This window comes from Pseudomonas sp. FW215-R2 (assembly GCF_058789255.1).
The window spans coordinates 383974-402871 of sequence record NZ_JBYTBO010000001.1; the positions used below are offsets into that span (position 1 = coordinate 383974).

The following is an 18898-nucleotide window of genomic DNA, read 5'->3' on the forward strand; positions in this document are numbered from 1 at the left end:
GTATACACAGCCACTATGGTCGGCCAAACCCCGTCCGGCGGTGACGCGGTCGGAACTTCGCTTTAAACTCCAACTCCCTTTTCCATCGCCCTCTTCTTTATTAGCCACGAGTGGATTCCATGACTACCACGCCTAAACCTTTGGTCCTGATGATTCTCGACGGCTTCGGTCACAGCGACAGCCCCGAATCCAACGCCGTCTTCGCGGCCAAAAAGCCTGTGCTGGATCGCCTGTGGGCCACCGTGCCGAACGGCCTGATCTCGGGCAGCGGCATGGACGTCGGCCTGCCGGACGGCCAGATGGGCAACTCTGAAGTCGGTCACATGAACCTCGGCGCCGGCCGCGTGGTGTATCAGGACTTCACGCGCGTGACCAAAGCGATCCGCGACGGCGAGTTCTTCGAGAACCCGACCATCTGCGCCGCCGTGGACAAAGCCGTGGCCGCCGGCAAGGCCGTGCATTTCATGGGGCTGCTGTCGGACGGCGGCGTTCACAGCCACCAGGATCATCTGATCGCCATGGCCGAACTGGCCTTCAAGCGTGGCGCCGAAAAAATCTACCTGCACGCCTTCCTCGATGGCCGTGACACGCCGCCGAAAAGCGCCGCGTCGTCGATCGAACTGCTCGACGCGACCTTCCAGGCGCTCGGTAAGGGCCGCATCGCCAGCATCATCGGCCGCTACTTCGCCATGGATCGCGACAACCGCTGGGATCGCGTTTCCCAGGCCTACAACCTGATCGTCGACGGCAAGGGTGAATTCAACGCCGCCACCGCCCAGGAAGGCCTGGAAGCCGCCTACGCCCGTGGCGAGAGCGACGAATTCGTCAAAGCCACCAGCATCGGTGAGCCGGTAAAAGTCGAAGACGGCGACGCCGTGGTGTTCATGAACTTCCGCGCCGACCGTGCCCGCGAGCTGAGCCGCGTGTTTGTCGAAGACGGTTTCAAGGAATTCGAGCGCGCACGCCAGCCAAAAGTGCAGTACGTGGGCCTCACCCAATACGCCGCCAGCATCCCGGCCCCCGCAGCCTTTGCGCCGGGCAGCCTGGAAAATGTTCTCGGCGACTATCTGGCGAAAAACGGCAAGACCCAACTGCGCATCGCCGAAACCGAAAAGTACGCCCACGTGACCTTCTTCTTCTCCGGCGGTCGCGAAGAACCGTTCCCGGGCGAAGAGCGCATCCTGATCCCGTCGCCGAAAGTCGCCACTTATGACCTTCAGCCGGAAATGAGCGCACCGGAAGTCACCGACCGCATCGTCGATGCCATCGAGAATCAGCGCTACGACGTGATCGTTGTCAACTACGCCAACGGCGACATGGTCGGCCACAGCGGTGTGTTCGAGGCGGCGGTAAAAGCCGTGGAATGCCTGGACACCTGCGTCGGCCGCATCGTCGAGGCGCTGGAAAAGGTCGGCGGCGAAGCGCTGATCACCGCCGACCACGGTAACGTCGAACAAATGGCCGACGAAGCCACCGGCCAGGCGCACACCGCTCACACCACCGAACCGGTGCCGTTCATCTATGTCGGCAAACGCGACCTCAAGGTCCGTGAAGGCGGCGTGCTGGCGGACGTGGCGCCGACCATGCTCAAACTGCTGGGGCTGGAAAAACCGGTGGAAATGACTGGCACTTCGATTCTGGTCTGATATCAAAAACGCCCTGTAATCAGCCTGAAACGGCTTTTTATGACGAACGCCTCAAAGCAGTTGGCTTTGAGGCGTTTTTTTTGCCGCGTGGGGCGGGCATACTAGGCCGTCCCTTACCCTGGTGCCGCCCGCCTCTATGCTTCGCGTCCTGATCGCCCTCGCTCTGACATGCCTGCTCCAACCGGCCTTCGCTGACGAGCGCGCGCAAACCCAACAACAGTTGGACGCCACGCGTCAGGATATCGCCGAGCTGAAAAAGCTGCTGGGCAAGCTCCAGGAAGAAAAATCCGGCGTTCAGAAAGAGCTCAAGGGCACTGAAACCGAGATGGGCAATCTCGAAAAACAGGTCGACGCCCTGCAAAAAGAGCTGAAAAAGAGCGAGTCCGAGCTGCAGCGGCTCGATGCGGAGAAAAAAAAACTCCAGAGCGCGCGCACTGAACAGCAACGACTGATCGCCATCCAGGCCCGCGCGGCCTATCAGAACGGCCGGCAGGAATATCTCAAGCTGCTGCTCAACCAGCAGAATCCCGAGAAATTCGCCCGCACCCTCACCTATTACGACTACCTGAGCCAGGCCCGCCTGGAGCAGCTGAAGAACTTCAACGAAACCCTGCGCCAGCTGGCCAATGTCGAAAAAGACATCTCGGCCCAACAAGCCCAGTTGCTGGTGCAGAAAAGCGACCTCGACACCCAGCGCGACGCACTCGACAAGGTCCGCAAGGAGCGCCAGCAGGTGCTGGCCAAGCTCAACGACGACGTGAAGGCGCGCGATCAGAAACTGGCCTCCCGCGAGCAGGATCAGGCAGACCTGTCTAAAGTCCTTAAAACCATTGAAGAAACCCTGGCCCGCCAGGCCCGTGAGGCAGAAGAAGCGCGGCAGAAAGCGCTCATCGCCCAGCAGGAAGCCGAAAAAAAGCGTTTGCGTGAGGCCCAGGCCCGCGCCGATGCGGACTCGGACACCAGCGACGCCCCACGCAAACAAGCCAGACCCACACCTGGCGCGCTGGTTTCCAGCAGCGGCGAGACGTTCGGCGGCCCTTTTGCCGCCACCCGGGGAAAACTTCCATGGCCGGTTGATGGTCGACTGCTGGCACGCTTCGGTGAAACCCGTGGCGACGATGCCCGCACCAAGTGGGATGGCGTGATGATCAGCGCCTCCGCCGGCAGCCAGGTGCACGCCGTACACGGCGGGCGCGTGGTGTTTGCCGACTGGTTGCGCGGTGCCGGGCTGCTGGTGATCCTTGATCACGGCAACGGTTTTCTGAGCCTTTACGGTCATAACCAGACGCTGCTGAAGTCGGCTGGTGACGTGGTAAAAGCCGGTGAGTCCATCTCCACTGTCGGTAGCAGTGGCGGGCAGGACACACCAGCGCTGTATTTCGCAATTCGTCAGCAGGGTCACCCGAGTGATCCGGCGCAATGGTGCCGCGCGCAAGGATAGGCGTTGAGTCACCAACTTTAGGAGTTCGTTCGACATGCTGCATTTGTCCCGTCTTACCTCGCTGGCCCTGACGATCGCCCTGGTGATCGGCGCGCCTCTGGCGTTCGCCGCTCAACCGGCTCCGGCTGTCGCTCCGGCAGGCACTGCCGCGACTTCCAAGGCCCCGTTGCCGCTGGAAGAGTTGCGCACCTTTGCCGAGGTCATGGACCGGATCAAGGCCGCCTATGTCGAACCGGTGGACGACAAGACCCTGCTGGAAAACGCCATCAAGGGCATGCTCAGCAACCTCGACCCGCACTCGGCCTACCTCGGCCCGGAAGATTTCACCGAGCTGCAGGAAAGCACCAGCGGTGAGTTCGGCGGCCTGGGCATCGAAGTCGGCTCGGAAGACGGTTTCATCAAGGTTGTGTCGCCAATCGACGATACGCCAGCGTCGAAGGCCGGCATCCAGGCCGGTGACTTTATCGTCAAGATCAACGGCGCGCCGACTCGTGGCCAGACCATGACCGAAGCCGTGGACAAGATGCGCGGCAAGATCGGCCAGAAAATCACCCTGACCCTGGTGCGCGACGGCGGTACGCCGTTCGACGTGACCCTGGCCCGTGCGGTGATCCAGGTGAAGAGCGTCAAGGCGCAACTGCTGGAATCGGGTTACGGCCTGATCCGCATCACCCAGTTCCAGGTCAAGACCGGCGAGGAAGTCTCCAAGGCCCTGGCCAAGCTGCGCAAGGACAACGGCAAGAAGCTCAACGGCATCATCCTCGACCTGCGCAACAACCCGGGCGGCGTGCTGCAGGCAGCGGTGGAAGTGGTCGACCACTTCATCACCAAAGGCCTGATCGTCTACACCAAGGGCCGGATCGCCAACTCCGAACTGCGCTTCTCCGCCACCGGCAAGGACGAAAGCGAAGCCGTGCCAATGGTCGTGCTGATCAACGGTGGCAGTGCCTCGGCCTCGGAAATCGTCGCCGGCGCCCTGCAAGACCAGAAACGCGCCGTGGTCATGGGCACCACCAGTTTCGGCAAAGGCTCGGTGCAAACCGTGCTGCCGCTGAACAACGACCGTGCGTTGAAGATCACCACCGCGCTGTACTTCACGCCGAACGGCCGCTCGATCCAGGCCCAGGGCATCGTCCCGGACATCGAAGTGCGCAAGGCCAAGATCACCAACGAAGCGGACGGCGAATACTTCAAGGAAGCCGACCTGCAGGGTCACCTGGGCAACGGCAACGGCGGCGCAGACAAACCGACCGGCTCCGGCGCGAAACCGAAAGCCATGCCGCAGGATGACGATTACCAGTTGGCCCAGGCCCTGAGCCTGCTCAAAGGCCTGAGCATCACGTCCGGCCGTTGAGGATGTCTTTGCGTTTTGTCTTTGTCCTGCTGTGCTGTCTGGCGGGTGCTGCTCACGCAGAGCCTGCCAGACCGACACCACAAAAAGCCTACCTGACACTGATCATCGACGACCTGGGGCAGAACCTGCCCCGGGATCGCCGCGTGCTGGCCCTCCCCGGGCCGGTCACCACGGCAATCATGCCCGACACCCCGCACGCCACCGAATTTGCCCGCGAAGCCCATCGCGCCGGCAAGATCGTGATCCTGCACATGCCGATGGACCCGGCCACCGGGCCGTTTGCCTGGCATCCCGAACTGCCCATCGAAGAGCTTGAGAAACGGCTGAACGCCGCGTTCAAAATGGTCCCCTACACCGCCGGCATCAACAACCACATGGGCAGCCGAATGACGGCTCAACCGGTGGCGATGGCCTGGTTGATGGGTGAGTTGCAGCGCCGTCACAAGTTCTTCGTCGACAGCCGCACCAGCGCCCAGACCGTCGCTGCTCAACAGGCACAGAAGATCGATCTGGCAAGTGTTTCGCGGGATGTATTTCTCGATGACGAGCGCACCGAAGCGGCGATCTACACCCAGTTGCAGACGGCAATCAACCTGGCGCGCAAACAGGGTTCAGCGGTGATGATCGGCCATCCTTATCCACAGACCCTGGCGGTGCTGGAACGGGAACTGCCGAAGTTGAAAGCTCAAGGCATCGAGTGGATCGACATCAAGCAGATGATCAGTGTGCGCAGCAATCGCGCCACGGCCGCTCATGGCAAAGACGGCGTCTACCGGTAACAAGCTGTCACGAAGCTATAGATAGATACCGCAGCCAGCCCCCTCCATACCCGGATATTGAGACCCGTCGCGGCGACACCAAGCCGCTTTCTTTATTCGGGATCAATCATGAACACCCAAACTTCTCTCAACTCATCTGTTCGGCAGATGGAGCCCATTGCAGTTGAAAACCTGCTGATCAATTTCACCACCGAGTTTCACCGGATCTGGGACAACACAGGCTCGAATTCAAAACCCGACAGCTTCTGGCGCCCGACACCGGCTCCCGACCTGCTGCCCGGCTATTTTCCGCTGGGCGATCTCGTTGTCTCCGGACGGGACAATATCAACGACAGGCAGGTGATGGCGGTTGTCCGCGAGGGCGATCCGCAGAATGCCGAAGCCGGCAAGGGACCGGCACTGAGCAGGCCTGATGATTACCAACGGGTATGGAGCGATTCAGGTTCGCGCGCCAACGGTGACTGCTCCGTATGGCGGCCGATTCCTCCCGAAGGCTATGTGGCACTCGGAATGGTATGTTCCAACGACCGCAACAAGCCGTCCTTCAACGCCGTTCGTTGTGTACGTGCAGATCTGGTGGTCGCCGCAAGCGCCAACGCACTGATCTGGAGCGACAAGGGTAGCGGAGCCGACCGCGATTTCAGCACCTGGAGCGTCAAGCCTCCGACCGCACCTGCCGGGGAGATATTCTTTGCACCCGGCACGTTTATCGGTGCCAACGGCTACAGCAAACCTGCTGCATCCATCACGGCCTATGCCTTACGGATGCCTATTGCGCTTCAGGTCGATACGCCTCCGGCGGCCCCTGTACTGACCGGACATGATGCCTCCGCCATCCTGACGCCACCCAAGATTACACAGGTCGTCCGATTGCCGTGGTTCACGGTCAGCGACCCGGCGATGACAAGCCTTGTACAGCTACGCACTTCACCGTTTTATCGTATGGAAAGAACTGATCGCTACTTGCTCGTCGGCCAAGACCAGAACAGCACAGACATGCATCGCCCTTTCAGGTGGAGAGCCGGCCGAGCCCAATCCTTCGAAATGGTGCGCACGTTCACGCGCAAAACCGGAATCGACATCGGCAGCCAATGGCCGTCGGCATTGTCTGCGCCTGAGTCGGCCATCACCTGCTCAGCCAGGTTGGGCGACAGTTTCTGCAACACCGAATCGGCACCCTATGAATGGGTGAACTCCGAACAGGCAGAAGTTATTGCGCTGGTTGCGAAAAACCGGTTCGCAGCGATTTATCTTATGCAGAGCGACTACCGATTGCTGCGCGAAGACGGTTCACAAGTGGAAGGCCATCTCAGCTATACCGATATGAATAGCCTGCATCTGACTGACTACCCGGCCGAGCCGGAACCGTCAAAGGATACGAAGAAAGAACTTGAGAAACCGACTGCCATCGAGCCAGAGAAGGAACCTGAAAAGCTGCCGGCTGCGGAGCCCGTGGCAGATCCGCAATCAACGAAAGAATCAGCGACAGTTACAGATACCGCCCCATGATCTCGTCGACCACGCCGTCCTTGCGCATCTGATCAAGCGCTGCCTGAAGCTTGGCAACGGCTTCGTCCGGCACGTCCTTGTTCAGCGCCAGATACAGTTCGGCGCTGTTGAAGCGAAGTACGGTTTTCAACCCGGTCACGCCATCCTGTCGCGCCAGATACCGCCCGGCAGGATCGCCGGTGGCCCACAGGTCGATCTGACCGCTGACGAGCTTTTTGGCGTTGTCCTGATCGCGCAACACCACCACCGGTTTCAGGCCCTGCTTGGCCAGGGTCTCGGCAATCGCATCGCCCTTGTAGGCGCCGATCTTGTACTTGCGCGCATCGTTCAGGGTTTCGAGGGTGATCTTGCTGTCGGCTTTGGCCAGCATGACCCAGTCATCCGGGCCGATGGGGCCGACCCACTTGAACAGCGTCTCGCGATCCGGCAGGCGTGCCATGACGAAAGCACCGTAACCGGGGTTCTCCAGCGCCAGCTTGTAGACCCGTTCCCAGGGGAAGCGCAGGGTCAGGCTGTAAGTGATGCCGGCACGCTTGAACATCTCGCGCACAATGTCTGTGGCGATGCCGTTGATGTTTTCGTCTTGAGCGAAATTCTTGCCGTTCTTCGCCATGTTGTACGGCGGGAAGTTTTCAGTGAGGAGCACCAGATCGGTGTCGGGACTTTCTTCGGCGTGGCCAGTGTTGATCAACAACACGGAGGCACTGGCGAGGGCGAGAAGCAGGCGTTTGATCATGTCGGGCTACCGAAATCCATGGCGTGCCCAAGAGTGCCTTGGGTACGCCATGCTGTCCACTGGCCTGTATGGATGTTTAACGCATTACGATGCCGCGGTGCGCCATATAAGCCTTGGCTTCCTGAACGGTGTATTCACCGAAGTGGAAAATACTTGCCGCCAGTACAGCGCTGGCGTGACCTTCGAGGATGCCATCGGCCAGATGCTGCAGGTTGCCGACGCCACCGGAAGCGATCACCGGGATCCCCAGCGCATCGCTGATGGCGCGGGTCACACCCAGGTCGAAACCGTTTTTCATGCCGTCCTGATCCATGCTGGTCAGGAGGATTTCACCGGCACCCAGGCCTTCCATTTTCTTCGCCCACTCGACCGCGTCGAGACCGGTCGGCTTGCGACCGCCGTGGGTGAAGATTTCCCAGCGCGGGGTTTCGCCCGGGCCCGAGACCTTCTTCGCGTCGATGGCGACGACGATGCATTGCGAGCCGAAATGCTGCGCCGCTTCGCCGACGAATTCCGGGTTGAACACGGCAGCGGTGTTGATCGACACCTTGTCCGCACCGGCATTGAGCAGATTGCGAATGTCCTGCACGGTCCGCACGCCGCCGCCGACGGTCAGCGGAATGAACACCTGGCTGGCCATGCGCTCGACGGTATGCAGCGTGGTGTCGCGACCATCGACACTGGCGGTGATGTCGAGAAAGGTAATCTCGTCGGCACCCTGCTCGTCGTAGCGACGGGCGATTTCCACCGGGTCGCCGGCGTCACGGATGTTCTCGAACTTCACACCTTTGACGACCCGGCCGTTGTCCACGTCCAGGCAAGGGATGATGCGTTTGGCCAGCGCCATGGTCAGTCCTCAGCCTTGGTACGAGTCGCAGAAAGCTTGCGCTTCGGCGACGTCGAGAGTGCCTTCGTAGATCGCCCGGCCGGTGATGGCGCCGATGATGCCTGGCGCCTTGGCGTCGAGCAGCGACTTGATGTCACCCAGGTTGTGAATGCCGCCGGACGCGATCACCGGGATCTTGGTGGCAGAAGCCAGCGCAGCGGTGAACGGTACGTTGCAGCCCTGCATCATGCCGTCTTTGGCGATGTCGGTATAAACGATCGAGGACACGCCGTCGGCTTCAAACTGTTTGGCCAGGTCGATGACCTGCACGGTGCTGATTTCAGCCCAGCCATCGGTGGCGACAAAACCGTCTTTGGCATCCAGACCGACGATGATCTTGCCCGGGAACGCACGGCAGGCTTCCGCGACGAACGCCGGATCCTTCACCGCTTTGGTGCCGATGATCACGTAGCTCACGCCGGCCTTGACGTAGTGTTCGATGGTTTCCAGCGAACGGATGCCGCCGCCGATCTGGATCGGCAGGGTCGGGTAGCGCTTGGCGATCGCGGTCACCACTTCGCCGTTGACCGGTTGGCCTTCGAAAGCGCCGTTCAGGTCGACCAGATGCAGACGACGGCAACCGCCCTCCACCCACTTGGCAGCCATGCTCACCGGGTCATCGGAGAACACTGTGGAATCTTCCATGCGGCCCTGGCGCAGACGTACGCAGGCACCGTCTTTGAGATCGATAGCGGGAATAATCAGCATCTGGCAAACCTTCAAATTTGAATGTTCAGCTTGGCTCGGAAATCAGTTTTTCTCGAGCGCCCACAGGTCGCTTTCGATGCTTTCAAACCGCTCCTTGAGGTGGGTCTGCACATCGAAAATCGCCCTGTTGTAATAGTGCGGAGCAATTTCGCGGGTAAACAGCTCAAGAATTTCCGCCGCCTCGAACGAACCCAGGTCCAGTTCGAAACGATCCTCCATGAACCGCTGGATCTTGCGATTGGCGTCGCTTTCCTGCTCGGGCGTGAGGGTCAGGATCGGCGGCTTGGATTTCTTGACGGCCATTTACCAGCGACCATCCCACGCAGCGAAGTTCTGCAGCAATTGCAGGCCATGGGTATGGCTCTTCTCCGGGTGGAACTGCACGGCGAAACGCGAACCTTCGGCCAGCGCCGCGGCGAAATCGACACCGTAATGACCGCTGCCGACCACCTGCCGCGGGTTACCGGCGGCGATGTAGTAGCTGTGCACGAAGTAGAAACGCGCCAGGTCCGGAATGTTGTGCCACAGCGGGTGATCCACCGACTGCTTCACTTCGTTCCAGCCCATGTGCGGGACTTTCAGGTGCTCGCCGTCTTCATGCAGGTCTTTGCCGAAGAACTTCACCGCGCCCGGGAACAAGCCGATGCAGTCGACGCCGTCGTTCTCTTCGCTGGTGTCGAGCAAGGCTTGCATGCCGACGCAGATGCCGAGGAACGGGCGATCCTGGCTGACTTCACGTACCAGCGAATCGAAACCGAGGCGACGGATCTCCGCCATGCAATCGCGAATCGCGCCGACGCCGGGGAACACCACGCGGTCGGCTTCGCGGATCACGTCCGCATCGCTGGTGATCAGCACCTTGCCGGCGCCAACGTGCTCGAGGGCCTTGGCCACCGAGTGCAGGTTGCCCATGCCGTAGTCGATTACCGCAACCGTCTGCATTACAGCACGCCCTTGGTTGAAGGCATCTGGCCGGCCATGCGGTCGTCCAGCTCGACGGCCATGCGCAGCGCGCGGCCGAAAGCCTTGAACACGGTTTCGATCTGGTGGTGAGTGTTGGTGCCACGCAGGTTGTCGATGTGCAGGCTGACCAGCGCGTGGTTGACGAAGCCCTGGAAGAATTCCTGGAACAGGTCGACGTCGAAGCCGCCGACGGTGGCGCGGGTGTACGGCACGTGCATCTGCAGGCCCGGACGGCCGGAGAAGTCGATCACTACGCGCGACAGCGCTTCATCGAGCGGCACGTAGGCATGGCCGTAGCGACGGATGCCTTTCTTGTCGCCGATGGCTTGTGCGAAGGCCTGGCCGAGAGTGATACCGACGTCTTCCACGGTATGGTGGTCGTCGATATGCAGATCGCCCTTGCATTGGATATCCAGGTCGATCAACCCGTGACGGGCGATCTGATCCAGCATGTGCTCAAGAAAAGGAACACCGATATCGAATCGGGCCTTTCCGGTGCCATCAAGGTTGATCGAGGCTTTGATCTGGGTTTCCAGAGTGTCGCGCTCGACAGACGCCTTACGTTCGGCCATCACCAGCTCCGCAAAATCATTGGGCGAAAAAGGCAGCCATTATAGGGGCGCGGGGCCGAAACAGAAACACGAGACGTGATATGGCAGACGGATAGAAGCCCGTACTGTCGGGGATAGACATGTCCATACAAGCCATTTCGGACAGCCCAAAACAACTGTGGGAGCGAGCTTGCTCGCGATGAGGGCCGCACATTCAACATCACTGTCGACTGTCAGACCGCTATCGCGAGCAGGCTCGCTCCCACAGGGTTACGACGTTTTACTTAGTGGAACAGCACCGCAGTCTTCTGCAGGGTCACCCACACACCCCACGCCAACGGAATCCCGACCGCCAGCCACGCAGCAACCGCCAACGGCTTGCTGCCCGGCGCGGCTTTCCACTCAAGCACGGTGCTGCTGTCAGCACCCTTGTCGTGGCCCAGCGCCTGCTCGGCAGCCAGTTCGGCGTCGGTCATGAAGTACTTGTCTGCCACCGGACGTACCAGCAGGTTGCACAGGAAACCCAGCACCAGCAGGCCGGCGAGGATGTACAGGGTGATGTCGTAAGCCGCCGCGCGTTCAACGCCGATGCTCAGTTGATACTCACGCAGGTAGTTCACCAGCACCGGACCCAGCACGCCAGCAGCAGCCCATGCTGTCAGCAGACGACCGTGGATCGCACCGACCATCTGCGTGCCGAACAGGTCGGCCAGATAGGCCGGAACGGTTGCGAAGCCACCGCCGTACATCGACAGGATGATGCAGAACGCCGCCACGAACAGCGCAACGTTGCCCAGATGGCCGAGGTTCGGAATCAGCGCGTACAGCGCAAAGCCCAGCGCGAAGAACACGAAGTAGGTGTTCTTGCGACCCAGGTAGTCCGAGAACGACGCCCAGAAGAACCGGCCGCCGATGTTGAACAGGCTCAGCAGACCAGTGAAACCGGCCGCAATCGCTGCGATCGACGCCAGTTGCCCGGCATCCAGCTGACCGAACGGCAGATCATTGCCCAGCAGCTTGCCGCCGAACACTTCCTGCAACAGTGGCGAAGCCATGCCGAGGATGCCGATACCGGCGGACACGTTCAGGCACAGCACCAGCCACACCAGACGGAATTGCGGGGTTTTCCACGCCACATTCACGTGTACGTGACGGTGGGTGATCATCGCATTCGACGCTTTCTTCGCTGGCGCGGTCCAGCCTTCAGGCTTCCAGCCGGTCGGCGGGACGCGGTACGACAGCGCACCACCGATCATGAACACGAAGTAGATCGCGGCCATGGCCACAAAGCTCTGCCACACGCCCACGCCAGCCGGCGAAGCGAAATGGCTCATCAGAGCGGTCGCCAGTGGCGCACCGACCATCGCGCCACCACCGAAGCCCATGATCGCCATGCCGGTGGCCATGCCGCGCTTGTCCGGGAACCATTTGATCAGGGTCGACACCGGCGAGATGTAGCCCAGGCCCAGACCGATACCGCCGATCACGCCGGAGCCGATCCACATCAGCCAGATCTGGTGGGTATAAATACCCAACGCCGAGATCAGCAGACCGCCACACCAGCACAGTGCCGAGACGACACCGGCCTTGCGCGGGCCGGCGTGTTCGAGCCAGCCACCCCAGATCGCTGCCGAGCAGCCGAGGAAGATGAAGAACAGGGTGTAGATCCAGCCGAGCATGGAGATCGGCCAGTCGCATTGCGACGAGAAAACTTGTGCGATGAAGCTCATGTCCGGCGCGCAAGCCACCGGAGCGGTGATGCCCAGCGCCTTGGACAACGGCAGCCAGAACACGGAAAAACCGTAGGCCATGCCGATGCACAGGTGAATGGCCAGAGCGGCCGGTGGTACCAGCCAGCGGTTGAAACCGGGCTTGGCGATGATGCGTTCCTTGGACAGGAACGCAGGCTGGGCGGCGCTGAGGCCGTCCGCCGTAATGCTCGTGCTCATTGTGTATCCCCCAATTATTAGTATGGTTCGCCAGCCACTGCTCACCCCCGGCCTTTATGCACGCAGGCATGACCGTGTTGGTGGGTGAAGCTCCTTGAGGCGCGACCAAAAGTCGCAGAAGGGCGGACGAACGGGCGAAGGTTACCATCTGCACGTGACAGAAAAACCAAACTGATATCACCTTTTTTGAGTCATCTGATCTCCTGTGACCGGGGAACCCTCCTGCCGACCGTTGTCGAAGCGCTGCACGTCGCGGATCAACAGGTTCCTCAGGACGCCGCACCAGCGCGGGGTTATGCAGCGCTATACTCCCCGGCTAAATTACGAATTCGACTAACTACAAGGACTCGCCCATGAAAGCGTTCGGCAAAATCCTGGGTCTGGTACTTCTCGGGCTGTTGCTGATCATTGTGGCGGCGGGCTTCGCCCTGACCCACCTCTTCGATCCCAACGACTACAAAGACGAGATCCGCCAGATAGCCCGCGACAAGGCCCACATCGAGCTGACGCTCAATGGCGATATCGGCTGGAGCCTGTTCCCGTGGCTCGGCCTGGAATTGCACGAGGCCAGCGTCGCCACCCTGATCAAGCCCGCCGAACCGTTTGCCGATCTGCAGATGCTCGGCCTGTCCGTGCGCGTGCTGCCACTGTTGCGCCGCGAAGTGCAGATGAGCGATGTGCGTGTCGAAGGCCTGAACCTGCGCCTGAACCGTGACAAGAACGGTCACGGCAACTGGGAAGACATCGGCAAGCTGCCTGCCGCAGCGCCTGCGCCGGGCAGCACCCCGCCGGTTGCCGCTGGCGAGCCGGTTGCCGAAACGCCTGCCCAGCCGGAAAAACCGCCGCAACCGATCCGCCTCGACATCGACAGCCTGACCGTCAACAACGCCCGCGTTGAATACAACGACGAGCAGACCGGCAAGCAGTTCAGTGCCGAAAGCATCCAGCTGAGCACCGGCGCTGTACACGATTCAACCAACATTCCGCTGAAAGCCACGGCGTTCCTCAGCACCAATCAGCCCGTGTTGCGAGTACGCACCGAGCTCAATGGCGAGTTGCGCATCGAGCGCGCCCTGCAACGCTACAAGTTCGAAGACTTGAAGCTGTCCGGCGAACTGACCGGCGATCCACTGCAAGGCAAGGCCATGACGTTCTCCGCCCAGGGGCAGATGCTGCTGGACAAGGCTGCGAACGTCGCCGAATGGACCGGGATCAAGATCTCCGCCAACCAGTTGCGCGCCTTGGGTGAGCTGAAGGCCAACGATCTCGACAAGACCCCGCAGATCACCGGCGGGATTTCCATCGCCCAGTTCGATCTGGCGAAATTTGTCGACAGCATCGGCCAGACCCTGCCGGCCATGGCCGAAGGTAGCCTGAGCAAGGTCGAGCTGGTCAGCCGCGTGTCTGCCACGCCCACCAGCGTGGCGCTGGACAACATCAATCTGAAACTCGACGACAGCAGCTTCAGCGGCCGCATCGCCGTCGAAGACTTCGCCAAGCAATCGCTGCGGGCGATCCTCAAGGCCGACACTTTCAACGTCGACCGCTACCTGCCGCCAAAATCGGAAAAAGCCACCAGCGCCACCCAGGCGCGTCAGACCGAAGTTGCCAGCACCGAAGCCGATGCCATGGCCGGCGCCGGCAGCACCCCGCTGCCGGACAAACCGAGCAAAAGTGCCTGGAGTACCGAGCGACTGTTTCCGGTGGAGCGCCTGAGCAAACTGGACGTGAACGCCGACCTGACCTTCGGCCAGTTGACCCTCGATAAGTTGCCGATCCAGAACGCTGCACTGAAAGCCACCGGCCAGGGCGGCCTGCTGACCCTGGAGAATCTGCGCGGCGAGCTGTACAACGGCGACTTCGAAGCCAAGGGCACGCTGGATGTACGCCAGACCGCGCCAGTGCTGAATCTGCAAACCCGGATCAACCGGGTGCCGGTGGAAAAAATCCTCGAAAGCCAGGGCAAGAATCCACCGGTCAAAGGTCTGGTGAACCTCACCAGCACTGTCACCGGTAGCGGCAACAGCCAACAGGCGCTGATCGACACCCTCAACGGCAACGCCAGTTTCGTGATCAACAACGGCGTGCTGCTCAATGCCAACCTTGAACAGCAACTGTGCAAAGGCATCGCCACGCTCAACCGCAAATCCCTGAGCGGCGAGCCACGCGGCAAGGACACGCCGTTTCAGGAGCTCAAGGGCAACCTGACCTTCCGCAACGGCGTCGCCAACAACCCGGACCTGAAAGTGCGGATCCCGGGCATGACCGTCAACGGTGACGGCGACATCGACCTGAAAGTGCTGGGCATGGACTATCGCGTCGGCATCATCGTCGAAGGCGACACCAGCGCCATGCCGGACCCGGCCTGTCAGGTCGGCGACAAATTCGTCGGCATCGAGTGGCCGCTGCGCTGCCGTGGCCCGCTGGAGCTCGGTGCCAAGGCTTGCCGTGTGGATAACGAGCGGCTCGGCCAGGTCGCGACCAAAATGGCCGGCGACAAACTCAGCGAAAAAATCGAAGAGAAACTGGGCGACAAAGTCAGCCCTGAACTGAAAAACGCATTGAAGGGGCTGTTCAAGCGATGAGAGCGGAGCAGTTTTCCACGGCGGTGCTGGAATGGTTCGACCGCCACGGCCGCCATGATTTGCCTTGGCAACAGAACATCAACCCATACCGGGTGTGGGTGTCCGAGATCATGTTGCAGCAAACCCAGGTCAGCACCGTGCTCAATTACTTCGACCGGTTCATGGCTGCGTTGCCGACGGTCGAAGCCCTGGCCGAAGCGCCGGAGGACGAAGTGCTGCACCTGTGGACGGGCCTGGGTTACTACACCCGCGCGCGCAATTTGCAGAAGACCGCGAAGATCGTCGTCAGCCAGTACGGCGGCGAGTTTCCCCGTGATGTCGAGAAGCTCACGGATTTGCCGGGCATCGGCCTGTCCACCGCTGGCGCGATTGCCAGTATCAGCATGGGCCTGCGCGCACCGATCCTCGACGGCAACGTCAAACGGGTGCTGGCGCGCTTTACTGCGCAGGAGGGCTACCCCGGCGAGCCAAAGGTCGCCAAACAGCTGTGGGCCAACGCAGAACGCTTCACGCCGCAGGATCGGGTCAACGCCTACACCCAGGCGATGATGGATCTGGGCGCCACGCTGTGCACCCGCAGTAAACCGAGCTGCCTGCTGTGTCCACTGGAGAAGGGCTGCGAAGCGCATATGCTCGGCCTGGAGACGCGCTACCCGATTCCCAAGCCGCGTAAAGCCATCCCGCAGAAACGCACGCTGATGCCGCTGCTGGCCAACGAGGAGGGCGCGATTCTGCTTTATCGCCGCCCCTCCAGCGGATTGTGGGGCGGTTTGTGGAGCCTGCCGGAACTCGACGACCTCGACGACCTGCAACACCTCGCCGCGCAGCACTCGCTGGAACTGGGCGAGCAGCAGGCGCTGCCGAGCCTTGTCCACACCTTCAGCCATTTCCAGCTGTCCATCGAACCCTGGCTGGTTCAGGTGCAGGAGGCGGGCGGTCACGTGGCCGAGGCCGACTGGCTCTGGTATAACCTCGCCACCCCGCCGCGCCTGGGCCTCGCCGCCCCGGTCAAAACCTTGCTCGAACGCGCGGCCGCCGTCTTGAATGCAGGAGAGTCGACATGACCCGCACCGTAATGTGCCGCAAGTACAAAGAACAACTCGAAGGTCTGGAGCGCCCACCGTACCCGGGCGCCAAGGGCCAGGACATCTTCGAACACGTCTCGGCCAAGGCCTGGGCCGACTGGCAGAAACACCAGACCCTGCTGATCAACGAAAAACGCCTGAACATGATGAACGCCGAAGATCGCAAATTTCTGCAGGGCGAAATGGACAAGTACTTCTCCGGCGAGGAATACGCCCAGGCGGAAGGCTACGTGCCGCCAGCGGAATAACCCCCGAAAATCGGGGGTCGGATCGTAAGCGACGGAATTAATTTAAGAAATTTTAAAAAAGTGTTTGACGTAAATCCGAAAAACCCTTTTAATGCGCCCCGTTGCCCAGATAGCTCAGTCGGTAGAGCAGGGGATTGAAAATCCCCGTGTCGGCGGTTCGATTCCGTCTCTGGGCACCAAATACCGAAACCCTGAATCGCAAGATTCAGGGTTTTTTTATGCCTGCGATTTGATGGTGGCTGGATCCCGCGCTTCTTGCAGGCCGGAATTCGCGATACTTTTCCCAACCCTTACGGAAGAGGGTCATCCAGTCGATGAACCAGAAAAGAACCCGCATCCCCCTGCCCCATCCACCACCCTATCGCCAGAGCCGGGCTTCGTTCTGGCTGACGCTTCTTGTCGGGCTGTTGATAACGTTCGCCATTGGCGCGTCGATTTACATGATCATCGACAGCCTGATCAGTGGCTCGATCACCACAACCAATCGCGGCCCGCGCACAACCTACCTCCGGGATCTGCAACCGCGCAGGTACTGGTTCGAAGTCGTGTGGCAAAGCCTCGTCCCCCTAATGCTGGTGAGCGTTGCGCTGTTCGGGTTACGGATCTACCTGAAGGTACGCAAGTGATCGTAACGGACGGGATTCAGCCCGAACCCCGTCCCGGTCGACGCTATTGATGCCAATCCCAATGGAACACCAGGTTACTTGCCCCGCCGCTGCCAACATTGGCAACGTCCCGCCGCACCTCACCATTGCGCGTGGCAACCACGGTGTATTTGCCTGGCGGCAGTTGCGCATAGACCAGCGGCCCGATCTGACTCAGGTTCAGCACCGGTTGTCCTGTCGCTTTCTGGACAACCAGGTCGACGTCCGAGGTGTACAGATTTTGTGCGCCGACGGAGAAGGTCATGTGCAGGTTGTAGCCGGCGGCTTGCTGAATGGCTCGCGACTCGTCCAGGCCAATCCCTCCGGACAGGTAATTGATACCGTTTTGCTGTTGTTGCTGGACTTGCACACCGGCACTGTCGATCGGCTCGGCGCTGCTCGCCTGCGCCATGAGCGGGAACATCAGAACAGCCACTGCAGCGACCGGCAGCATGAATGAAATGACGCGTTTCATGATGAGTACTCCCGGGTTCTCGCAGAACCCAATCGTTACTCCTGTTTAGATTTTGCTGAGCGGGACGGGTTTTAGATTGATTGGAACTTGGAGCGGGTACGAAAAGGACTACGCGTTGTATTCCTCAATCGCTATCTTCGTCGGTCGTATCTTGCAAACCCCGTCCCCCCTTCCTTCGTTTGAGCCAGACACGGCCGGCATCGCCAGTCCGTGAGTTATTGGCATGCTCTTGCTTCTGTTTCTCCTGAGCCGGAAGACCTGATGAGCCAACTTGAACCTGCTGATACGCAAGATCCAAAATTCGATTCGCTGTTGGGCGATCTGGGTGACCTGATACGCCAGGCGCGGCAGAAAGTGCTGCGAACGGTCGACACGATTCAGGTCCAGACCTGCTGGCAGATCGGGCGACATATTGTCGAGTTCGAACAACAGGGGGCCCGGCGGGCGGGGTATGGAAAACAACTTCTGGCTACGTTGGCAAAAGAACTGACTGCGGACTTTGGGAAAGGCTTCGATTCTTCAAACCTTCGCTACATGCGTTTGTTTTATCAGGCATTTCCAATTCGTGACGCACTGCGTCACGAATTGAGCTGGACCCACTATCGCAAGCTATTGGGGATAGAAAGCGAATCAGCCCGCCAGTGGTACATGAACGAAGCCGCCACGCAAAACTGGTCAAGCCGCGCCCTGGATCGCCAGATCAACACGCTCTACTACGAACGTCTGTTGATGAGCCGAGACAGAACCGACGTCTATGCAGAGGCAGCGACCAACATTGCCGCGATGAAAAGCAATCCCCGGGAATTCATCCGCGACCCCGTCCTTCTGGAATTTCTCGGCCTGCCATCACCGGGCAAGCTTCAGGAGTCAGAACTGGAACAGGCCTTGATCGATCAGCTCCAGGGTTTTCTCCTCGAACTGGGCAAGGGCTTCGCTTTTGTCGGCCGTCAGCAACGCATCAGTGCTGGAGACGATGATTTTTACATCGACCTGGTGTTCTACAACTATCTGCTCAAATGCTTCGTCATCCTGGATCTGAAGCGCGGCAAACTCAGCGCTCGGGACGTGGGACAGATGGACATGTACATACGCATGTACGACGACCTGAAACGCAGTGAGGGCGACGGGCCTACGGTGGGGATCATTCTCTGTGCACAACAAAATGAATCGGTTGCGCGCTACACAATCCTCAAGGGCAATGAACAACTGTTCGCCAGCAGCTACAAACTGGTGCTGCCGAGCGAAGAGGAATTACGAGCGGAGCTCAACCGGGAACACACGCTGCTGGAAGAACGCTTGATTGATCAGCCGGATGATTAACCGACGACGGATTGTTCAC

The 18898-nt window shown here is 60.4% G+C and carries 18 protein-coding genes and 1 tRNA gene; 11 read left to right on the forward strand and 8 right to left on the reverse strand.

Annotated features, from left to right (window positions below; genetic code table 11):
* Positions 1–119: 119 nt before the first annotated feature.
* The 5 genes from gpmI to AC3WRD_RS01665 all read left to right on the forward strand — a co-directional run bounded on the left by gpmI (position 120) and on the right by AC3WRD_RS01665 (position 6729).
* Positions 120–1646 carry a 2,3-bisphosphoglycerate-independent phosphoglycerate mutase gene (gpmI, locus tag AC3WRD_RS01645; protein ID WP_102622642.1) on the forward strand — a complete coding sequence of 509 codons (1527 nt, stop codon included), beginning with the start codon at positions 120–122 and terminating at the stop codon, positions 1644–1646.
* Between the two features lie 136 nt (positions 1647–1782).
* A complete protein-coding gene (locus AC3WRD_RS01650; protein ID WP_102622641.1) occupies positions 1783–3087 on the forward strand; it encodes a murein hydrolase activator EnvC family protein in 1305 nt (434 codons plus the stop codon).
* Positions 3088–3121: 34 nt separating this feature from the next.
* On the forward strand, positions 3122–4441 hold the full coding sequence (locus AC3WRD_RS01655) for a S41 family peptidase (protein WP_096821959.1): 1320 nt from the start codon (positions 3122–3124) through the stop codon (positions 4439–4441).
* Positions 4442–4443: 2 nt separating this feature from the next.
* Positions 4444–5220, forward strand: coding sequence for a divergent polysaccharide deacetylase family protein (locus AC3WRD_RS01660; protein ID WP_102622640.1), 777 nt, complete (start codon positions 4444–4446; stop codon positions 5218–5220).
* 108 nt (positions 5221–5328) lie between these two features.
* Positions 5329–6729: a Vps62-related protein gene (locus AC3WRD_RS01665; RefSeq protein ID WP_102650854.1), complete on the forward strand. Its 1401-nt coding sequence runs from the start codon at positions 5329–5331 to the stop codon at positions 6727–6729.
* Here AC3WRD_RS01665 and AC3WRD_RS01670 read toward each other — a convergent pair.
* From AC3WRD_RS01670 to AC3WRD_RS01700, 7 genes are all read right to left on the reverse strand, one after another.
* Positions 6710–7465: a substrate-binding periplasmic protein gene (locus AC3WRD_RS01670; protein WP_096821956.1), complete on the reverse strand. Its 756-nt coding sequence runs from the start codon at positions 7463–7465 to the stop codon at positions 6710–6712. The two genes, AC3WRD_RS01665 and AC3WRD_RS01670, sit on opposite strands and share 20 nt — an antisense overlap.
* Before the next feature lie 76 nt (positions 7466–7541).
* The gene (hisF, locus tag AC3WRD_RS01675) at positions 7542–8312 is read right to left on the reverse strand and encodes an imidazole glycerol phosphate synthase subunit HisF (RefSeq protein ID WP_007897430.1); all 771 of its coding nucleotides are present in this window, start codon (positions 8310–8312) and stop codon (positions 7542–7544) included.
* A gap of 9 nt (positions 8313–8321) precedes the next feature.
* Positions 8322–9059: a 1-(5-phosphoribosyl)-5-[(5-phosphoribosylamino)methylideneamino]imidazole-4-carboxamide isomerase gene (hisA, locus tag AC3WRD_RS01680; RefSeq protein ID WP_102620626.1), complete on the reverse strand. Its 738-nt coding sequence runs from the start codon at positions 9057–9059 to the stop codon at positions 8322–8324.
* 42 nt (positions 9060–9101) lie between these two features.
* Positions 9102–9362: a DUF2164 domain-containing protein gene (locus AC3WRD_RS01685; RefSeq protein WP_096821955.1), complete on the reverse strand. Its 261-nt coding sequence runs from the start codon at positions 9360–9362 to the stop codon at positions 9102–9104.
* Complete coding sequence (gene hisH / locus AC3WRD_RS01690; RefSeq protein WP_085712765.1) at positions 9363–10001, reverse strand: imidazole glycerol phosphate synthase subunit HisH; 639 nt, start codon at positions 9999–10001, stop codon at positions 9363–9365. It lies immediately after the preceding gene.
* Complete coding sequence (gene hisB / locus AC3WRD_RS01695) at positions 10001–10594, reverse strand: imidazoleglycerol-phosphate dehydratase HisB (RefSeq protein WP_085712764.1); 594 nt, start codon at positions 10592–10594, stop codon at positions 10001–10003. Before hisB ends, hisH begins: the two co-directional genes overlap by 1 nt.
* Before the next feature lie 263 nt (positions 10595–10857).
* The gene (locus AC3WRD_RS01700; protein WP_096821954.1) at positions 10858–12522 is read right to left on the reverse strand and encodes an OFA family MFS transporter; all 1665 of its coding nucleotides are present in this window, start codon (positions 12520–12522) and stop codon (positions 10858–10860) included.
* A gap of 353 nt (positions 12523–12875) precedes the next feature.
* Between AC3WRD_RS01700 and AC3WRD_RS01705 the strand changes: the two genes are divergently transcribed.
* From AC3WRD_RS01705 to AC3WRD_RS01725, 5 genes are all read left to right on the forward strand, one after another.
* Positions 12876–15107 (forward strand): AsmA family protein, encoded by a 2232-nt coding sequence (locus AC3WRD_RS01705; RefSeq protein ID WP_102620625.1) that lies wholly within the window; start codon positions 12876–12878, stop codon positions 15105–15107.
* Positions 15104–16171 (forward strand): A/G-specific adenine glycosylase, encoded by a 1068-nt coding sequence (gene mutY / locus AC3WRD_RS01710; RefSeq protein ID WP_102620624.1) that lies wholly within the window; start codon positions 15104–15106, stop codon positions 16169–16171. The genes AC3WRD_RS01705 and mutY overlap by 4 nt, the downstream gene beginning before the upstream one ends.
* On the forward strand, positions 16168–16440 hold the full coding sequence (locus AC3WRD_RS01715) for an oxidative damage protection protein (RefSeq protein WP_007952551.1): 273 nt from the start codon (positions 16168–16170) through the stop codon (positions 16438–16440). Before mutY ends, AC3WRD_RS01715 begins: the two co-directional genes overlap by 4 nt.
* A 103-nt stretch (positions 16441–16543) precedes the next feature.
* Positions 16544–16619: transfer RNA gene (locus AC3WRD_RS01720), tRNA-Phe, on the forward strand.
* 135 nt (positions 16620–16754) lie between these two features.
* A complete protein-coding gene (locus tag AC3WRD_RS01725; RefSeq protein WP_102620623.1) occupies positions 16755–17066 on the forward strand; it encodes a hypothetical protein in 312 nt (103 codons plus the stop codon).
* A 43-nt stretch (positions 17067–17109) separates the two neighbouring features.
* Here the strand turns inward: AC3WRD_RS01725 and AC3WRD_RS01730 are convergent, their stop codons facing one another.
* Entirely contained in the window at positions 17110–17559 is a 450-nt protein-coding gene (locus AC3WRD_RS01730) for a hypothetical protein (protein ID WP_096821945.1), read from the reverse strand.
* 261 nt (positions 17560–17820) lie between these two features.
* Between AC3WRD_RS01730 and AC3WRD_RS01735 the strand changes: the two genes are divergently transcribed.
* Entirely contained in the window at positions 17821–18879 is a 1059-nt protein-coding gene (locus tag AC3WRD_RS01735) for a PDDEXK nuclease domain-containing protein (protein WP_102620622.1), read from the forward strand.
* Positions 18880–18898: the final 19 nt, after the last annotated feature.

Bases quoted from the DNA above. Each gene is read 5' to 3' on its own strand.
- gpmI (WP_102622642.1), top strand. From the start codon at position 120: ATGACTACCACGCCTAAACCTTTGGTCCTGATGATTCTCGACGGCTTC.
- AC3WRD_RS01705 (WP_102620625.1), top strand. From the start codon at position 12,876: ATGAAAGCGTTCGGCAAAATCCTGGGTCTGGTACTTCTCGGGCTGTTG.
- AC3WRD_RS01725 (WP_102620623.1), top strand. From the start codon at position 16,755: ATGAACCAGAAAAGAACCCGCATCCCCCTGCCCCATCCACCACCCTAT.
- AC3WRD_RS01665 (WP_102650854.1), top strand. From the start codon at position 5,329: ATGAACACCCAAACTTCTCTCAACTCATCTGTTCGGCAGATGGAGCCC.
- AC3WRD_RS01670 (WP_096821956.1), bottom strand. From the start codon at position 7,465: ATGATCAAACGCCTGCTTCTCGCCCTCGCCAGTGCCTCCGTGTTGTTG.
- hisH (WP_085712765.1), bottom strand. From the start codon at position 10,001: ATGCAGACGGTTGCGGTAATCGACTACGGCATGGGCAACCTGCACTCG.
- AC3WRD_RS01685 (WP_096821955.1), bottom strand. From the start codon at position 9,362: ATGGCCGTCAAGAAATCCAAGCCGCCGATCCTGACCCTCACGCCCGAG.
- AC3WRD_RS01735 (WP_102620622.1), top strand. From the start codon at position 17,821: ATGAGCCAACTTGAACCTGCTGATACGCAAGATCCAAAATTCGATTCG.
- mutY (WP_102620624.1), top strand. From the start codon at position 15,104: ATGAGAGCGGAGCAGTTTTCCACGGCGGTGCTGGAATGGTTCGACCGC.
- AC3WRD_RS01660 (WP_102622640.1), top strand. From the start codon at position 4,444: ATGTCTTTGCGTTTTGTCTTTGTCCTGCTGTGCTGTCTGGCGGGTGCT.
- AC3WRD_RS01700 (WP_096821954.1), bottom strand. From the start codon at position 12,522: ATGAGCACGAGCATTACGGCGGACGGCCTCAGCGCCGCCCAGCCTGCG.
- hisF (WP_007897430.1), bottom strand. From the start codon at position 8,312: ATGGCGCTGGCCAAACGCATCATCCCTTGCCTGGACGTGGACAACGGC.
- AC3WRD_RS01655 (WP_096821959.1), top strand. From the start codon at position 3,122: ATGCTGCATTTGTCCCGTCTTACCTCGCTGGCCCTGACGATCGCCCTG.
- AC3WRD_RS01650 (WP_102622641.1), top strand. From the start codon at position 1,783: ATGCTTCGCGTCCTGATCGCCCTCGCTCTGACATGCCTGCTCCAACCG.
- AC3WRD_RS01715 (WP_007952551.1), top strand. From the start codon at position 16,168: ATGACCCGCACCGTAATGTGCCGCAAGTACAAAGAACAACTCGAAGGT.
- hisB (WP_085712764.1), bottom strand. From the start codon at position 10,594: ATGGCCGAACGTAAGGCGTCTGTCGAGCGCGACACTCTGGAAACCCAG.
- hisA (WP_102620626.1), bottom strand. From the start codon at position 9,059: ATGCTGATTATTCCCGCTATCGATCTCAAAGACGGTGCCTGCGTACGT.
- AC3WRD_RS01730 (WP_096821945.1), bottom strand. From the start codon at position 17,559: ATGAAACGCGTCATTTCATTCATGCTGCCGGTCGCTGCAGTGGCTGTT.